This window comes from Bacillus sp. JZ34 (genome assembly GCF_053903205.1).
Genome location: NZ_CP096403.1, coordinates 2,908,190 through 2,926,266, shown reverse-complemented (window position 1 = coordinate 2,926,266; position 18,077 = coordinate 2,908,190). Strand labels below are relative to the sequence as shown.

Below are 18,077 nucleotides of genomic sequence, written 5' to 3'. Positions count from 1 at the left end.
TCTAAGGCTTTTAGATCAAGCCTTCTTCCGTCTGTCAGCGGGGAAAAGAGGATTTTTTTCGAAAGAAGAGAAATATATTTTTTGTAAGCGTTTACTAAGTTGCGAAGGAGGGAGACCATGATTCACACGTTGGCAAATGGATTTTACCGCTTTTGCGAGTGGGTGATGCGGCTCGCCTATTTGAATCTGTTGTGGATCGGCTTCACGCTGGCGGGAGCGGTCATCTTCGGTTTAGCGCCGGCGACTGCCGCGATGTTCGCTGTGACAAGACAGTGGGCGCTGGGAAAGATGGATATCCCGGTGTTTCAGACGTTTTATCAGGCGTTTAAAAAGAAATGGGCCAAAGCAAGCGTTCTCGGTTTGATATTGGGTCTGGTCGGTTTATTGCTGATTGTTGATTTTCAAATTGCGGCCGTCTATTTTCACGATCAGCCGGTTGTCTTAAGTCTGTTCATCAGTTTGTTTATCATTTACGCCATCATCCTCTTTTACGCTTTTCCAATTGATGTCCACTACGATTTAAAACGGATTGCAGTGCTGAAATACAGCTTTATCATCGGCTTTTCCCGTCCGCTCACCTCGTTTTTCATGCTGATCAGCGCGTTTGGCATGATTCTGCTCGCTTTATTTCATGTCACATTTCTTCTATTCTTCAGCGGCAGCGCTTTAAGCTTCATTTTGACGAAGCTCTCGTTTCAGGCGTTCCGCGCAATAGACGGGCGCCGGACAGATAAACAGGCTGCCGTCACACGCTTGAAATGAAGGTGTTCGTTCGGTGAACCGGTATCAGCATTTAAAAATTAAAGATCAATTGTTTATCTTGATTTCATTGATCATGGCTGTTTCGCTCATCTTGATCTTGAGTGGCGTTCAATACGCGTTCCGTGTCTATGACCAGCAGATTTACAGGAAGTCGTCACAGGTGCTGATGTTATCATCAAAAAGCATTGAAGATGAATTGAAAAAGATTGAGGATGTGTCATATCAACTGACCACTGACGCCGCCATCCAAGCAAACCTTCTGAAAGCCGGCCGCGGCCAAAACAAATACGTGACCTACCGAATGAAAAGCAAAATCTGGGATAAGCTTGCCGAATATACCGGCTCTAAGCGGTACATTAAATCGATTCATTTGTTTGATGCTTCCGGAACCGAGTATTCCGCAGGTGCGAATTTAACCGAAGCATTGCGGGAGCAAAAGAATGCGCTGATCGAAAAAGCGTCGCGCCAAAAAGGCAGCAACACGTGGGAGCCCATGCCGGGTGAAACCGGCGAGCTGTTATCCGTCCGGGAAATTCGCTCCTATGAGCGTTTAAACCTTGACCATCTGGGAACAGTGGTGATTGTCGCCGATTTAAAACGGGTCATCGGCGATCTTCCGAAAGACTGGGGGGAAGGCGCAGGCAAGATTGCGATGTCGGACGGGCAGGAGCTGTTTTTTTCTGAAATGCCTTTCAGCCAAACCGATGGACTACGTTTATCTTCTCACGCAGAAAACGGATATGACATTGTGGAGGAAAACGACCAGCGCTTTTTCGTTTCATATGTCAAATCAGCGTATAAGAATTGGACGTATTGGAGCCTGATCCCTTTTGACGCGATGTTTTCTAAAATCTCTGCGATGAAGACGATCCTGATTTCCCTTTTTATCCTCTTCTTTTTGATTGCGGTTCTTTTTGGAAGAAAAATGGCCAGGGGCATTACGAGTCCGATTGAGAAGCTGGTGGCAGCCATGAAAAATGTCCAAACCGGCGATTTTAAACTGGCGCCGCTCACTCGTGCTCCTTCAGACCGGCAGGATGAAGTCAGCGTCTTAAACCGCAACTTTTTTAAAATGGTTGAACGGATCAATGAACTGATTGCCGAGAACTACGAGAAGCAGCTGATGCTGAAAGAGACGGAATTCAGAGCGCTCCAAGCGCAAATTAACCCCCACTTTTTATACAACACGCTCGAGTCGATCAACTGGCTGGCAAAAACGAACCGTCAGCCGCAAATTTCAAAGATGACGGAATCCCTCGGGTTTTTGCTCAGGAATGCCATCAATATGAAAAACGACGTGGTGACGATCGAGGAAGAAGCTGAAATTGTGCTCCACTATTTTACCATTCAGCGTTTTCGCTTTGAGGAGCGGCTCGTTTTTGAACTCGACATTGAGCCGGCGGTGAAAAAATGCCGCGTGCCAAAGCTTGTCCTCCAGCCTTTGGCTGAAAATGCGATTACATACTGTCTCGAGCCCTTCATTGAACCTTGCCATATTCACATTAAAGCATATAAAAAAGGCGGGTTTGTATATTTAACGGTTACCGACAACGGACCGGGCATGGATGAAGACTTTTTGGAAAAAGCGAGAAAAGAGCTTGTCCGGACAAGAGGCAGAGGAATCGGACTGCAAAATATCGATGAGCGCATTCAGCTGATGTTTGGCAAAGGGTACGGCTTGACGATTTCAAGCGAAAAGAACAAGGGAACCGAAATGTTAATTAAAATACCATTTCAAAGCGGGGTGTGATGATGTATAAAGTGCTGTTGGCGGACGATGAACGGATTATTCTCGACGGCATCTCCAGCATGATCGAGTGGAGTTCGTTCGAAACGTCTTTGATCGGAGCCGCACAAAACGGGATTGACGCTTACCGCCTGATTATGGAAGAGCGGCCGGACATTGTGATCAGCGATATTAAAATGCCCGGGATGGGAGGACTCGAACTGATCGAGAAAGTGTCCCGCGACTACCCGTCAATCCGGTTTATTTTGCTGACGGGCTTCGGCCAGTTTGAATATGCAAAAAAAGCGATGTCATACGGAGTCAGACATTATTTGCTCAAACCCTGCAATGAAAACCACATTACAGATTCGCTTCAAAGCGTGATCGGCGAGCTGAAAAAAGAGGAATCGGCGCAAAAAGTAAAAAATGATCTGGAGATGATGAAGCCGCATCTTATGAAGCAAATGTTAAAAGAGCTGGTCACGGGCAGCCGCATCGAGGATGAAACGTGCCTGCGCTTTTTTTCAGAGCAAAAGGTCATCAGACTGATCCTGTTTTCCGTCCGGGACGGGGATGACAAAGACTATGCCCAAGGTGTTGAGTCCATTGCGGATGAGGTGCTGAACGGTTCTGTCATCACTTCGGCCTGCGTTCAACAAGTGCTTGTTTGTGCAGTTGACGGAAAAGTCGCTCCTGCCGTACTTGAGGAAAAAAAGAAAAGCGTCCAAGAACTTTCACGCCATCTGCTTCAATTTGAACCTGAAGCATCACTCAGCGAAAGCGGCAGTATCAGCGAAGCCTCCGCTATGTACGAAAAGGCATACGCACAGATCGTCCAACATGAAGGAGAGACATCGGTTTTAATCGGGAGGATGCTCGATCTCATCGAAAAGGAGGCCTCAAATCCGAAGCTTTCGCTGAAATGGGCAGCCCGCAACATGCTGTACATGAATCCGGATTATCTCGGCAAGCTGTTTAAACAGGAAACCGGTGAAAGGTTTTCAAGCTATGTTGCAAAGGTGCGCATCGAAAAAGCGATCGCGAAGATGAAGAAGTCTAAAAACACGGCCATCGGCGCACTGGCAGAGGAGCTGGGGTTTGGCCACAATCCGAAATACTTCAGCCTTGTTTTTAAAAAATACACAGGACTCACCCCGTCAGAATTTCGAAAAAAAGAAGAAAACACGTTTTAATGCCGCCGGTATATTCGGCGGTTTTTTGCGTATTGACGGAATCTCTGTTTTTTTAACATTCTTCTCTGTTTTTTGAGTTTCTGGGACAAAAAGTTGAATTTAAAATGAAATGTAAGCACTTACAAAATAAGGAGGGGAAATGTTGATGAGAAGATTTGTGTTTTTCTCATTTTGCGTTTTGCTGACGCTCGGCCTGTTCGGATGCAGTTCAAACACTGAAGAGGCGGCCGGTGCGGACGGCAAAAAGAAGGTTACCTTGAGGGTCGCGTGGTGGGGCGGACAGCCTCGGCATGATTATACATCAAAAATCATCGAGCTGTATGAAAAGGAACACCCGCATGTCAAAATCGAAGCGGAGTTTGCGAATTGGGACGATTATTGGAAAAAGCTTGCCCCGATGTCTGCGGCGGGTCAGCTGCCAGATGTGATTCAGATGGATATGGCGTATTTATCCCAATACGGCAAGAAAGGCCAGCTTGAAGACCTGACTCCGTACGTCAAGGACGGGACCATCAATACCGAATCGATTGATGAAAAGACGATCAAAGGCGGCAAAATCGGTGATCAGTTATACGGCTTCCCGCTCGGTGTGAATGTGCTGTCGGTGATTACAAATGATGACATGCTAAAAGAAGCGGGCGTTGAAATTGACGACGGCAGCTGGACGTGGACCGATTTTGAAAACCTAGCGCTAGAGGTCGAGGAGAAGACGGGGCAATACGGTTCAAACGGCATGCATCCGCCTGATGTCTTTTTCCCTTATTACTTGAGGACGAAGGGCGAGCGCTTTTATAAAGAGGACGGCACAGGCCTTGCTTATTCAGACGACAAGCTGTTTGTCGATTACTTCAAGCGTCAGGTGAAGCTCGTTGATGAAAAAGCATCGCCGACACCTGATGAAAGCGCGCAAGTGAAGGGAATGGAGGACGATTTTATCGTTAAAGGCCGAACGGCTGCAACATGGAATTATTCAAATCAGTTTTCGGCATTCGCACAGCTGACCGATGCACCTCTGTCATTAAAACTGCCTCCTGAACAGGCGAAAGAAAAGGCGCTGTTTTTAAGGCCGAGCATGCTGTTTTCAATCCCGAAAAGCTCCGAGCAAAAAAAAGAAGCGGCTGCATTCATCGACTTCTTTATTAACAATGAAAAAGCCAATGCCCTGATCAAAGGAGAAAGAGGCGTGCCGGTTTCCTCCAAAATTGCGGAAACGGTGAAGAAAGAACTGAGTGAAGAGGAGAAAAAGATTTTCGAATATGTCGAACGGGCTTCGGAGTCCGCGGGGGAAGCGGAACCGCCTGAACCGATCGGCAGCGCCGAAGTTATCAAACTGCTAAAAGACACATCAGACCAGATTTTGTTTAAAAAGATCACGCCTGAAGAAGGAGCCGCGAAGTTCAGAAAAGAAGCGGACGCGATACTGAAAAGAAATCAACAATGATAAGCGGGACAAGTGGAGGAAGGCCGCTCATCAAATGCAGGAGGAAGTGAACGTGAAGCGAAAAAATAGAATTGACAATTTGGCGGGTTACGCCTTTATTTCCCCGTTTATTATCGGATTTTTATGCTTTACCGTCATTCCGATGGGAGCCTCGCTGTTTCTGTCTTTTACAAGCTACGATCTGTTCACCCCGCCCAAATGGGTCGGCCTTGACAACTATAAGGCGATGCTGACAGATGATGAAAAGTACTGGGGCTCGCTGAAAGTGACGTTTTATTACGTGCTCGCGGGTGTTCCGCTGCGCCTCGCGTTTGCGCTTTTCATTGCGGTGATTTTGAACAGAGCCGAAAAAGGTGTCGGCATTTACCGGACGCTCTTTTATCTCCCGTCCATTATCGGCGGCAGCGTGGCGGTCGCGATTATGTGGCGAAATGTATTCGGCAATGACGGTGTTATCAATGCGCTTTTGTTCTTCCTCGGATTTGACAAGAAGATTCTTTGGTATCAGGATCCGACAAGCGCATTGTGGACCTTGATTCTTTTGTCGGTGTGGCAGTTCGGCTCTTCCATGCTGATCTTTCTTGCCGGATTGAAAAATATCCCGCCGATGTATCAGGAAGCGGCAAGCGTCGACGGTGCAAACAGATTTCAGCGTTTTTTTCTCATTACGCTCCCGCTTCTCAGTCCGATCATCTTTTTTAACCTGGTGATGCAGACCATTTCAGCCTTCATGACCTTTACGCCGGCCTACATTATTTCAAAAGGGGAAGGCGGTCCGCTTGACGGGACGCTTCTATATTCCCTCTATTTGTTCCAGCGGGCCTTCAACTTTTTCCAAATGGGCTACGCATCGGCGATGGCATGGGTGATGCTCATCCTGATCGGCCTTGTCACTTTCATATTGTTCAAAACTTCATCCTTATGGGTGCATTACGAATCGAAGGAGGGGTAGCTGGTGGAGCCGGTAAAAGACATTTCGGGGCGGGCGGCGCCTGCCCCGCTTCCCGCAGGAACGGGAAAGAAAAGAGCCGGGCAGCTCGTGTTCCATATCGCGACTGCCGGTCTTGCGATCATCCTTTTGTATCCCGTTATCTGGCTGATCGCAAGCTCGTTTAAAGAAAGTGCGAGCATATTCGCCACATCCCATTCGCTCATCCCGGACCCTTTGATCCTGTCCAATTACACGGAGGGCTGGAAAGGGATCGCCGGACAGCCGTTCATCACATTTATTAAAAATTCGCTTATCATCGTCGGCCTTTCGACGGTCGGTGCGGTCTTGTCCTCAGCGTTCATCGCTTACGGATTCGCACGGATTCCGTTTAAAGGGAAGGCGTTTTGGTTTAGCTGCATGATGGTGACGATGATGCTGCCGCACGAGGTGCTGATGATTCCGCAATACATCATTTTTGCAAAACTGGATTGGCTGAATTCATTCAAGCCGATCGTTGTTCCCCAATTTTTCGGGCACGCGTTTTTTATCTTTTTGATGATTCAGTTCATCAGGACGATCCCGGTAGAACTCGATGAAGCGGCAAAAATTGACGGCTGCAGCCGTCTCGGCATCTTTTTCAGAATCATTTTGCCATTGATCGCACCGGCGCTCGCGACGTCCGCCATCTTCTCGTTTTACTGGAAGTGGGAGGAGCTGATCAATCCGCTTCTTTACTTGAACAAGCCGGAGCTTTACCCGGTTTCTCTGGCACTAAAGCTGTTTTTAGATACGGAAACGGCGTCTAACTGGGGGGCGATGTTTGCGATGTCAGTCGTCTCACTCGTCCCGGTGATTCTCGTATTTTTCGTTTTTCAAAAATCGATCGTCCAAGGAATCAGCATGAGCGGATTAAAATAACAAAGGGGAGAAAAATGCATGACAAAGCTTGTTTTTGATGAAGAAAAACTGAATGAAGTGATCGACAGAATCGTCAAGCGGACATTTCAGATGGATTTCGAATGGGATTGGCCGGGCGGTGTCGCGTTTTACGGCGTCGCTGAGGCGTATGAAGCAACCGAAAATGACAAATACCTCGAACTTTTGAAAAACTGGACGGATGAAAAGCTTGAAGACGGCTTGCCTAAGCTGTCGATCAACGGGGTATCCATCGGCCATACCCTTCTGTCGCTCTACCAGGCGACAGGAGATGACCGTTATCTTGACACCGCCCGGCAAATGGCGGACTATGTGCTCCGCGAAGCGCCCCGGTTCGCAGATGGGATTTTGCAGCACACCGTCAACTCAGAGAAACATGTATTCCCTGAACAGGCATGGGTCGATACGATGATGATGGCGGGCTTGTTCCTTCTCCGAATCGGCAAAACTGTCGGCAGCGAGGCATATTTTGAAGACGGGCTGCGCCAGTATCACGGCCATGAGGAATTTTTGCAGGACATGGAGACCAATCTCTATTATCACGGATGGGACCATGTGGCCAAAAACAATCTGTCAGGCATATTTTGGGGAAGGGGAAACGGATGGGCCGCTTTGACAATGGCTAAAGCGCTCCCTTTGATCGATGTTACGTATCCTTCATACATGATCATTGACGGTTCACTTCGAGACTTGTTGAGCGCGCTTGTCAGGCTTCAGCATCCTTCTGGTTTATGGCACACCGTACTGACGGATCCTGATTCATATCTTGAAGTGTCGGGATCTGCGGGGATTGCTTCCGGCCTGCTGTCCAGAGGCTCGCTATACCACAAATCCGTTCAGAAGGCGCTCACAGCCATAACAGATGCGGTCGCGCCTGACGGAAGGGTGGAACGCGTTTCAGCGGGCACAGCAGTGATGCGGGATGCACAGGGATACAAAGACGTTCCGTATAAACGGATTCAAGGCTGGGGACAGGGGCTTGCCCTGACGTTTTTGGCAGACGTCGTCCGCTCCAAGTCGCGCGCGTTCCAATAGAAATTGAAAAAGAAACATTCTTTTCATTGCAGTGGGGGGAGAGGGATGAAAAAGCTGCATCAAAGATATGTTTCACGGCGAAAAGGAAGTTTTTTTAAAAAAAGCTTTGTGCTGATTCTGCTGATTGCGTGTATTCCTGGCTTATTGACGGGTGCAGGAATCTATTTGTTTTCCGCTGCAAAAATTGAAAAAGAGCTCCAACAAATGCACGAGAACCAGGTGAAACGCCAAATCAGCCAAATCGATGACAAGCTGGAAGGGCTTGAGATCATGCTCTCCCAGCTTGCATATGATCCGCGCCTGATGAACGGTCTGGCCGATGCCGATCTGCAAACGGATTTTCAAACGACGTACAGGCTCTCAAAATCGCTGTTTGTGCTTCAGGATCAAAATCCGCTCATTCACAAGGTTGAACTGTTTATTCAAGGGAAAGAGCCGATTCTTTTAAATCCAGAATACAGCGGAATGACCGACCGGAACATCTTAAAGGCCTATCATTCGTTGCTTGAAGGCGGTCAAAACGTTTATTGGAAAGACATGAGCGCCGCTCCTTACGGAATGGCGCTTGTCCACAAAATTCCGGGAGGCATCTCAGAGCCGTTCGGCGCGCTGATTTTAACGCTTGACGAAAAAGAAATGGGGCATTTGCTGGAAAGCCTTTCACCGTATTCAAAGGGAACAGCGCTTCTTTTTCATCATAATCAAAAGCCTGTTTTTTCCGGGAGCAAACGCGGCAAAGCCAATTTTGAAAGCGTTTTAAAAGGGAGGCTTGAGAAACAAAAAAATCAACAGGGCTCCTTTGTGATGGATTGGGGCGGAGGGGCGTATTCCGTTTCATACGGACGAATGGACAGATTAAACCAGGAATGGACCTATGTCTCGGCTTCACCGATGTCGGCGATTACGGCTCCGGTGTTGTTTTTATCGAAGCTCGTCGCGTCGGTCAGCATCGCCGGGATCGTTCTTGCTTTCATTCTGTCATGGTATGCGTCACACAAAATTTATTCACCTGTCGCAAGGCTGATCAAGCTCTGTTCAGGAGAGGGTAAGGCCGCTCATTTTCCGGATGAATTTCATTGGCTCGAGAAGCGCTGGGAAGACCTGACTGAGGAAAGCGGCAGACTGAAAAAGGAAATGCCCCAGGCTGCAAACGTTTTTTTTCAGCGCCTTCTCGGCGGATACTTTGCAGATGAATCAGAGAGGAATTTGAGAGATCGTCTGAAAAGGTGGGGCTGGGAAGCGAAAGACAATGTGTTTACCATCATCGATATCCAGCTGACGGGACTTTACGAAGGGAACGGAGCTTTTACAAAAAAGGATGAAAGTCTGACGGGTTTTTTGCTGGGCAACATTACGCGCGAACTGGCTGGTAGGACTTTCAAACATATTTATATGACCGATGTCCGTTCGTTATCGCTTGCTGTGCTGCTGATGAGCGGCAGGAAAACAGCCTTCAAGGAAGAAACCGCCCAATTTGTCCGTGAGCTGACGGATGTGATCTGCGGCATATCAAGACTCCACGTCACAGTGACGGTATCAAAAACCGCTCACATGTTAAAAGACATTCCCGGCATGTATGAAGAGGTGAAAGAAGGCAGGCATTACAGACAGTTCGAAAACGCCAGCCAGGTGATCGATTTAAGCCGGAAGGAAGACATGCCTCCCGTTGAATCATACTATCCGTTCACTCTTGAAAAAGAGGTCGTCAGGGCGTTACGGCTTGAAGAAAGGGATGAAGTCGAAAGGCGGATCAGGCTGTTCATCCGGGAACTGTCCGAAAAAGGAAAGACGGAAATCCGCATCCAGCCGGGCATGATGCAGCTGTTGGCAAAGATCCAGGAAGAGATCTTTCATTCCGGCCTTCACCCTTATGAATTGTTCAGCCGAAAAAATCTGCTGCAGGAGCTTTCAGAGCTGAGGGAGCCGGAAAGGGCCGTCGGCTGGATGATGGAGCGTGTCGTAAGCCCGTATCTTAAAGAAATGGAAGGCAGGAAAAACAGACAGCAAAAACGGCTTGTCGAACAGGTGCTTGAGATGATTCATCAGCATTATATGAACGATATCTCGCTTGAAAGCTGCGCTGATCAAGCCGGGACGAATTCGTATACGCTGAGCAAAGCTTTCAAACAAGTAACCGGCATCAATTTTATCGACTATGTTACCCGTCTCAGAATCGAAAAAGCGAAAGAGCTTCTTCTTGAAACGAATAAAAAAATCCATGACGTTTCTGAAGAAGTCGGCTACAGACACAGCTATTTCAACCGGATTTTCAAGAAGCAGGTCGGCATTCCGCCGAGCCGCTACAGGCAGATTCATCAGGAATCTTCGTGAAAGGGAGAGTGTTATGAAACGAACAGACGAAAAGCCAAAAGTGTCAGTATATTTGGCCGGGGATTCGACCGTCGCAGACTGTCCTCCGCATGAAGCGCCGATGGCCGGCTGGGGACAGATGCTTCCGCTGTTTTTCTCAGATGAGGCTGCGGTCGTGAATATGGCAAAAGGCGGGGCCAGTTCGAACAGTTTCATTGATGAAGGCCGGCTCGATGACATTACGGAGCGGCTTGGGCCTGGTGATTATGTGTTGATCCAGTTCGGCCACAACGATCAAAAACCGTACGGAACAGACCCGTATACAACCTATCAGGAGCATCTTGTCCGCTATGTTGAAGCGGTTCGCGAAAAACAGGCGACTCCGGTTTTGATCACTTCCGCAGAGCGCAGACGCTTTGATCAAAACGGAAAGCCTGCCGACACACTCGGAGATTTTCCGAAAGCGATGAAGGCGCTCGCTGACCGCTTCGAAGTTCCGCTCATCGATTTATGGTCCAAAACAAAAGCGCTCTATGAATCTCTCGGAACGGAAGACTCAAAACAGCTGTTCGTCCACTTTCAGCCGCATGAACATCCTCATTATCCAAATGGAATTGAAGACAATACTCATTTTTCCGAGGCGGGGGCCCGTCAAGTCGCCTGGCTGGTAACAGAAGGAATCAGAGAGCTCGGCCTGCCTCTAGCGGCTTATCTTCATTGTGAAAGGAGCGACTTCCGTGCCGAAGTGTAATGCAAGAGAAGGAAGCCTGATTTATCAAAACCCTTTATCGTCTCCTGAAGATCTCCGCGGCTGGGTGATGGAAGGAAAAGGAATCGTTCGTTTTCCGAACGGCCGCCTGCATATGGAGAATGAACTCGATGCTGAGCAATATGGAGACGATGCCCATTTTGTTTACTGGTGTCCAGAGACATTCCCTGATGGAATAGTTGTGAAGTGGGATTTCTATCCTGTGCGGGAGCCCGGCTTATGCATGATATTTTTTGCAGCCACCGGGATCAATGGGGAAGATTTATTTGACGGGCGGCTGGCGGAGAGAACAGGGAAATATCCGCAATATCATTCAGGGGACATCAACACATTGCACCTGTCGTATTTCAGACATAAGCATGCTGATGAAAGAGCATTCCGAACATGCAACCTCAGGAAAAGCCGCGGTTTTCACCTCGTCTGTGAGGGAGCCGACCCGCTTCCGCCCGCTAATGACGCTTTGCCTCCCTACCGAATGAAGCTCATAAAAGACGGGGTATCCGTTCATTTTTCAATCAACGGGCTGCCCATTTTGGAATGGGAGGATGACGGCAGGCGTTTCGGCCCGGTTTACGGAGGAGGAAAAATCGGTTTCAGGCAAATGGCTCCGCTGAAAGCAGCCTACGCCAACTTTGAAGTGCGCAGGCTGCTTTGCGACTGAAAGGAGGATCGGACATGCGGGAAAAAGGCATGATGGCGATGATGTACGGCGCTTGTGAAGCGATCATGAAAATCGCCTGGCTGAACGCGCTCTGGGTTCTATTCACGCTGGGAGGAGGCGTTGTTTTCGGCTGGGCTCCGAGCACGGCCGCGATGTTCATGGTCGTGCGCAAGTGGCTGCTCGGCCGGACGGACGCACCGGTATTCAAAACGTTTTATCAAACGTATAAAAAAGAGTTTTTCAAAACAAACGGACTTGGCCTCATCCTCCTCGCCGCCGGCACAATTTTATTAGTAAACTATCAATTTTTCCGCGTCCGTGAGGATTTATTTTCAATCATCATCAGCTATGCCACACTGATGGCCGGACTCATGTATGTCGTAGTTTTCGTGTATATTTTTCCGCTTTACGTTCACGTTCAGCTGCCGTTTGCCCGCTATTTTTCACAGGCTGCACTGATCGGTCTCGTTCGTCCTTTGACGACGGCCGGAATGGCTGCTGCTGGAGGCTTTGTCGTTTATGTGCTGTTGACGGTTCCGGGACTGATTCCATTTTATGGTGTCAGTTTGTTTGCTCTTGTATTAATGTTCATCGCACATCGCTGTTTTTTGCGCCTGGAAGGCTAGTGAACCGTGCAAAAATGAGAAAAGTGAGCAAAAAAGTATCAATTGAAAAAGGAGAACCGCTTTAAATCGGACTTGAACACATCTTTTCCCTTCGGCAAAAAAGTGCAATTGAATAAAAATGGAAGCCGTAATAGAATCCCTTTTAAGTAAGCGCTTACAAAAAGGCGAAGGGAGAAGATGATGAAAAAAGGAAAGAAAAGGTGGAAGAAACTGTTGGCCATGTCATCTCTATTATTCATTACGCTTGTGACCGGCTTCTCGGAACAAGCGGAAGCAGACGGGCGGACGGCTGTGCAGGCAAGGCAAATGGAGTCGCTGAACCGGGGGCTTGTCGCTGTTAAAACGGGGAACGGTGTCTTTGTGAGCTGGCGGCTGCTCGGAACCGAGCCCGCTTCTGTTTCATTTAATGTGTATCGAAACGGAAAGAAGCTGAACGGTTCCCCGATTACATCGAGTACAAATTATCAGGATGCAGGCGGGGATTCGAATGCCGTTTACCAGGTGCGCGCCGTTTTGAACGGCGTGGAGCAGGCTCCTTCTGAAACCGCCGGAGTTTGGAATAAACCATACAAATCTGTTCCGCTGCAAAAACCGGCCGGGGGAAAAACGCCTGATGGGGTGTCATTCACATACAGCGCCAATGATGCGAGCATCGGCGATCTTGATGGAGACGGCGAATATGAAATCATTCTCAAGTGGGATCCTTCCAATTCAAAGGATAATTCACAGGACGGATACACGGGAGACGTGCTGATTGACGCATACAAGCTTGACGGGACCATGATGTGGAGAATCAACCTTGGCAAAAACATTCGCGCCGGCGCCCATTATACACAGTTTCTCGTCTATGACTTTGACGGCGACGGAAAAGCGGAAATCGCCATGAAGACAGCCGACGGGACGAAAGACGGCAAGGGAAAGGTGATCGGAAATGCAAACGCCGATTATCGCAATGCCCAAGGCCGAATTTTGTCAGGGCCTGAGTATTTGACGGTTTTTAAAGGCGATACAGGCGCTGAGCTTACAACGGTCAACTACGAACCTGCCCGGGGAAATGTAGCCGATTGGGGAGACAGCTACGGCAACAGGGTTGACCGCTTTCTGGCCGGTGTCGCATACCTTGACGGGGAGCGGCCGAGTTTTGTCATGGCACGCGGTTATTACACGAGAACAGTGCTTGTCGCTTACAACTTTAGAGGCGGAAAGCTGACCAAACTGTGGACGTTCGATTCGGACGCTCCCGGAAATGGCGCCTATGCCGGTCAAGGTAACCACAGTTTGAGCGTCGCTGATGTTGACGGAGATGGAAAGGACGAAATCATATACGGAGCGATGGCTGTCGATCATGACGGTAAAGGCCTTTATTCAACCGGATGGGGACATGGGGATGCCATGCATACAGGAAACCTGGACCCCTCAAGACCGGGACTCGAAGTCTTTCAAGTGCATGAAAACAGCAATTCTCCCTATGGATTGTCTTTCCGGGACGCGAAAACGGGAAAGATCATCTGGGGAGTGCACGCAGGCAAGGATGTCGGACGCGGGATGGCTGCTGATATCGATCCGCGCTACGAAGGAGCGGAAGTATGGGCGTACGGCGGTCTTTATACGGCAAAAGGCGTAAAAATCGGGAGCACATTGCCTTCATCAACGAACTTCGGCATCTGGTGGGACGGCGATCTCCAAAGAGAGCTTCTGGACAGCAACAGAATTGATAAATGGGATTATCGAAATTCGCGAACCGTTAACTTGCTGACAGCATCTGGAGCTTCGGCAAATAACGGAACAAAAGCGACGCCGTCCCTGCAGGCTGACATTCTCGGAGACTGGCGCGAAGAAGTGATCTGGCGAGCAGATGACAGCAGCGAACTGCGCATCTACACGACGACAGATATGACGGAACACCGCTTGTATACGCTGATGCATGATGCCGTCTATCGCCTCGGAATCGCCTGGCAGAATGTCGGCTACAACCAGCCGCCGCACACCGGCTTTTATTTAGGCGAAGGCATGCAGACACCTGAGAAGCCGAACATTTATACACGCTGATGGAAAAGGGGAGCTGCATAATGAAGCGATATGTTCGTTGCGTATGGGCCATCCTTCTCCTTTTCTTCTTCAGCACGGGGATTGAGGGACCTGCGCAGCCGAAAGCCGCTGCCGCACATCACAGTCAGGATCTTTTTCTGTTCGATTTTGGAAAAGGTCCCGCTGAGAAGGATTATGTGAAAGTGAACGAGGCCTCCGCGTATCAAAATGGTAAAGGCTACGGGTTTTCACGGGCAGGGAACGCTGTGTGCAAAAAGACGCAAAAAAAAGAAGCGCTCAAGAAAGACTATTGTGTCGTGAACCGGACGGCTTTTCTGGCGGTTCTTTCTCCTGGCGAATACCGCGTAACCGTATTTGCCTCATCCCGCGGTGAATTGAAGCTTTATGCCGAAGGAGAGAAAATGGGAACGATCCCGGCCGGAGCAAAGGGAAGTTCAGCCGAAAAAGCGTTCACCGTTACGGTGGAAGACGGGCGTCTCGATTTGGAGTGGAAAGGACCTCAGCCAAAAGTGTATGCCGTCGAAATTTCGAAGGTGTATCGGTTTGATTTCGGTGACGGGCCTCTTGCTTCGGGCTTTATTCCGATAGACGCGCAATCGGCTTATACCCCTTTAAAAGGCTACGGATTTGACGACACAACAAAGGTGACTTGTACGGACCGCGGTATCGCCGATCCGCTTCGTTCAGACTTTTGCATACCGGATGGAACGGCGTTTACGGTCGATTTGCCTGACGGTCAATATCATGTCCGGCTGATAACCGGAGATGCCCGGGCAAAAACGAACATGGACGTACGGGCAAATGGCATGATTCAGCTCTATTCATTTGGAGCGGAAGCGGGCGGATACAACGAAAAAACGTTTCCGATTCATATTTCCGGTGGCCGCCTTTCCATTCAAGCCATAGCAGCGAGAACAGGGCCGCGCCTCAATGCGCTGGTCTTGACGAAGACGGCTTATCATGTAACGGATGACAAGACGACGGTTTTTCTGGCGGGAGATTCCACGGTTTCCGATTATGAACCAGGTTATGCGCCGATGGCAGGCTGGGGGCAATTTTTAGGCGGCTATTTCTCGGATGAAATCGTCATCGACAACCAGGCGAAACGCGCGAGAAGCGCGAAAAGTTTTGTGGATGAACGGTCGCTGGATACGATTTTAAACCGGATGAAACGGGGCGATTATTTGTTGATTCAGTTCGGCATCAATGACGCCGGGCAAGATCCGGCCCGTCATACAGATCCGTATACGACATTTCAGGAATACTTGAGAACCTACATTAACAAAGCCCGCGAAAAAGGAGGACGGCCTGTGCTCGTCACTTCTCAAAGTAAACGAACCTATGATGAAAAGGGCGTTTTTTACAACAGCATCGGAGAATATCCGAACGCAATGAGACAGCTCGGACGGGAAATGAACGTTCCGGTGCTCGATTTAAATAAAAAGAGCATTGATTATTACAACGAGATCGGCGTTGAAGCGACTAAAAACGTATTTATGTTTTTAGAGCCGGGAGAAAGCCCGAATTATCCAGACGGAATCCAGGACAGGGTGCATGTTCACGAGTTCGGCGCCAACCAATTGGCAAGGCTCGTGACAGAAGAAATCGCCGATATGAACATGTATCCGCTGAAACATTCGCTCAAGAAATAAGGTGTCGGGAGAGCCGGTCTCCGGTTCTCCCGTTCGCCATTCCAAACCGTAAAGGGGAGAGAGGACGATGGGAGAAAAAGACGTACATGCAGCAGCTGAACGCGTTCGGCCGGTGAAATCGACGGCAAAACCGAGGCAAATGGAACGCTTGAACCGCGGACTTGTGGCCGTAAAAACAAAAAAAGGGGTTTTTCTCAGCTGGCGGCTCTTAGGAACAGATCCGGAAGAAACGGCTTTCAACCTATATCGCAACGGTCACAGAATCAACTCAACACCCGTTTCATCATCGACCAACTTTCTTGATAAACACGGAAACGGAGAATCTGTTTATTATGTGACAAAGGTTCTCGGAGATCAGGAAGTCGAGCAGTCGCACAAAACAGCTGTCTGGCAGAAGCCGTACTTGGATGTTCCGTTAAACAAGCCTGACGGCGGGACAACTCCTGACGGCGTACAGTATACGTACAGCGCCAATGACGCGAGCATCGGAGATCTCGACGGCGACGGAGAATACGAAATTGTGCTCAAATGGGACCCGTCCAATTCGAAAGATAATGCACACAACGGCTATACCGGAGAAGTCATCATCGATGCATATAAGCTTGATGGGACATTCATGTGGAGGATTCATCTCGGGAAAAACATCCGCGCGGGCGCCCATTATACGCAATTGATGGTCTATGATCTTGACGGCGACGGGAAAGCGGAAATCGCCATGAAGACAGCTGACGGAACGGTTGACGGAACTGGTCGGGTGATTGGCGATCCTGCTGCCGATTACAGAAATGAAAATGGACGAATTTTGGACGGGCCTGAATATTTGTCGATTTTTCACGGGGAAACGGGAAGGGAATTGGCAACCATGGATTACGATCCGCCGCGGGGCAGGCTTGAGGATTGGGGAGACGGATACGGCAACCGCATGGATCGATTTTTGGCAGGCATCGCCTATTTGGACGGTGAAAGGCCGAGTCTTGTTATGGCGCGCGGCTATTACACAAGAACGGTGCTTGCCGCTTACAACTTCCGGGACGGCAAGCTGACCAAGCTATGGACATTTGACAGCGACAAGCCCGGAAACGAAGGCTATGCAGGGCAGGGAAACCATAGTCTGAGCGTCGCGGATGTCGACGATGACGGGAAAGATGAGATCGTCTACGGTGCGATGGCCGTGGATCATGATGGAACAGGGCTTTATACGACAGGGCTTGGGCACGGTGACGCCATGCATGTGAGCGATCTTGACCCGGATCGACCCGGGCTGGAAGTCTTTCAAGTGCATGAAGACCCGCGCCTTCCGTACGGTCTCTCATTTCGCGATGCGGGTACAGGGGAGATCCTCTGGGGAGTGCCGGCCGATACAGATGTTGGACGGGGAATGGCCGCGCATATCGATCCCCGCTATAAAGGCTCGCTTGTCTGGGCGATCGATCCCCCGGGTAATGAAGGGAAATCATACGGCCTCTATACGAGTAAGGGAGAAAAGCTCAGCGACGCCGCTCCGGCTTCGGCCAATTTTGGGATTTGGTGGGACGGCGATCTTCTCCGCGAGCTGCTTGACCACGATTGGAAAGAACCCGCCGGCATCCCGAAAATTGATAAATGGGACTATCACAGCGGCAGGCTGGTCAATCTGCTCACTGCTGACGGAACGCTGTCTAACAATTGGACGAAAGGGACGCCCGTGCTTCAGGCCAATCTATTCGGCGATTGGCGCGAAGATGTCGTATTCCGCACCGCGCGAAGCGATGCTCTGCGAATATACACAACGACCGAGCTGACTGAACATCGTTTCTATACGTTCATGCACGATCCCGTCTACCGCTTGGGGGTAGCCTGGCAAAATGTCGCTTACAATCAGCCGCCTCACCCCGGATTTTATTTGGGAACCGGAATGGACAAGCCGCCCCGGCCGAATATTTATACCGCTCCCTGTAAGAAACATGAAGAGTGACAGAGATCGCCGGTTCATTCAGGTTTATTCAA

Annotated in this window: 14 protein-coding genes; all 14 read left to right on the top strand. The window is 49.4% G+C overall.

Features of this window, described 5'->3' with window-relative positions:
• Positions 1 to 117: 117 nt before the first annotated feature.
• The 14 genes from M1D90_RS14745 to M1D90_RS14680 all read left to right on the top strand — a co-directional run bounded on the left by M1D90_RS14745 (position 118) and on the right by M1D90_RS14680 (position 18,045).
• The gene (locus tag M1D90_RS14745; RefSeq protein ID WP_003180888.1) at positions 118 to 762 is read left to right on the top strand and encodes a YesL family protein; all 645 of its coding nucleotides are present in this window, start codon (positions 118 to 120) and stop codon (positions 760 to 762) included.
• A gap of 13 nt (positions 763 to 775) precedes the next feature.
• Complete coding sequence (locus M1D90_RS14740; protein ID WP_456282853.1) at positions 776 to 2,512, top strand: sensor histidine kinase; 1,737 nt, start codon at positions 776 to 778, stop codon at positions 2,510 to 2,512.
• A 2-nt stretch (positions 2,513 to 2,514) separates the two neighbouring features.
• Positions 2,515 to 3,681 (top strand): response regulator transcription factor, encoded by a 1,167-nt coding sequence (locus tag M1D90_RS14735; RefSeq protein ID WP_265143768.1) that lies wholly within the window; start codon positions 2,515 to 2,517, stop codon positions 3,679 to 3,681.
• A gap of 145 nt (positions 3,682 to 3,826) precedes the next feature.
• Positions 3,827 to 5,122, top strand: a complete 1,296-nt coding sequence (locus M1D90_RS14730) for an ABC transporter substrate-binding protein (protein ID WP_026579841.1) — start codon at positions 3,827 to 3,829, stop codon at positions 5,120 to 5,122.
• A gap of 34 nt (positions 5,123 to 5,156) precedes the next feature.
• Positions 5,157 to 6,074: a carbohydrate ABC transporter permease gene (locus M1D90_RS14725; protein WP_031305097.1), complete on the top strand. Its 918-nt coding sequence runs from the start codon at positions 5,157 to 5,159 to the stop codon at positions 6,072 to 6,074.
• Positions 6,075 to 6,161: 87 nt separating this feature from the next.
• Positions 6,162 to 6,971: a carbohydrate ABC transporter permease gene (locus tag M1D90_RS14720; protein WP_243941130.1), complete on the top strand. Its 810-nt coding sequence runs from the start codon at positions 6,162 to 6,164 to the stop codon at positions 6,969 to 6,971.
• Between the two features lie 18 nt (positions 6,972 to 6,989).
• Entirely contained in the window at positions 6,990 to 8,024 is a 1,035-nt protein-coding gene (locus M1D90_RS14715) for a glycoside hydrolase family 88/105 protein (protein ID WP_456282852.1), read from the top strand.
• A gap of 45 nt (positions 8,025 to 8,069) precedes the next feature.
• Complete coding sequence (locus tag M1D90_RS14710) at positions 8,070 to 10,355, top strand: helix-turn-helix domain-containing protein (RefSeq protein ID WP_105979013.1); 2,286 nt, start codon at positions 8,070 to 8,072, stop codon at positions 10,353 to 10,355.
• Between the two features lie 13 nt (positions 10,356 to 10,368).
• Positions 10,369 to 11,085, top strand: a complete 717-nt coding sequence (locus tag M1D90_RS14705; protein ID WP_106070997.1) for a rhamnogalacturonan acetylesterase — start codon at positions 10,369 to 10,371, stop codon at positions 11,083 to 11,085.
• Positions 11,072 to 11,764, top strand: a complete 693-nt coding sequence (locus tag M1D90_RS14700; RefSeq protein ID WP_023856748.1) for a YesU family protein — start codon at positions 11,072 to 11,074, stop codon at positions 11,762 to 11,764. The genes M1D90_RS14705 and M1D90_RS14700 overlap by 14 nt, the downstream gene beginning before the upstream one ends.
• A gap of 14 nt (positions 11,765 to 11,778) precedes the next feature.
• Positions 11,779 to 12,390: a YesL family protein gene (locus M1D90_RS14695; protein ID WP_456282851.1), complete on the top strand. Its 612-nt coding sequence runs from the start codon at positions 11,779 to 11,781 to the stop codon at positions 12,388 to 12,390.
• A gap of 180 nt (positions 12,391 to 12,570) precedes the next feature.
• Positions 12,571 to 14,439 carry a rhamnogalacturonan lyase gene (locus M1D90_RS14690; RefSeq protein WP_456282850.1) on the top strand — a complete coding sequence of 623 codons (1,869 nt, stop codon included), beginning with the start codon at positions 12,571 to 12,573 and terminating at the stop codon, positions 14,437 to 14,439.
• Positions 14,440 to 14,459: 20 nt separating this feature from the next.
• On the top strand, positions 14,460 to 16,091 hold the full coding sequence (locus M1D90_RS14685) for a rhamnogalacturonan acetylesterase (protein WP_456282849.1): 1,632 nt from the start codon (positions 14,460 to 14,462) through the stop codon (positions 16,089 to 16,091).
• 67 nt (positions 16,092 to 16,158) lie between these two features.
• Positions 16,159 to 18,045, top strand: a complete 1,887-nt coding sequence (locus M1D90_RS14680) for a rhamnogalacturonan lyase (protein ID WP_456282848.1) — start codon at positions 16,159 to 16,161, stop codon at positions 18,043 to 18,045.
• Positions 18,046 to 18,077 lie beyond the last annotated feature (32 nt).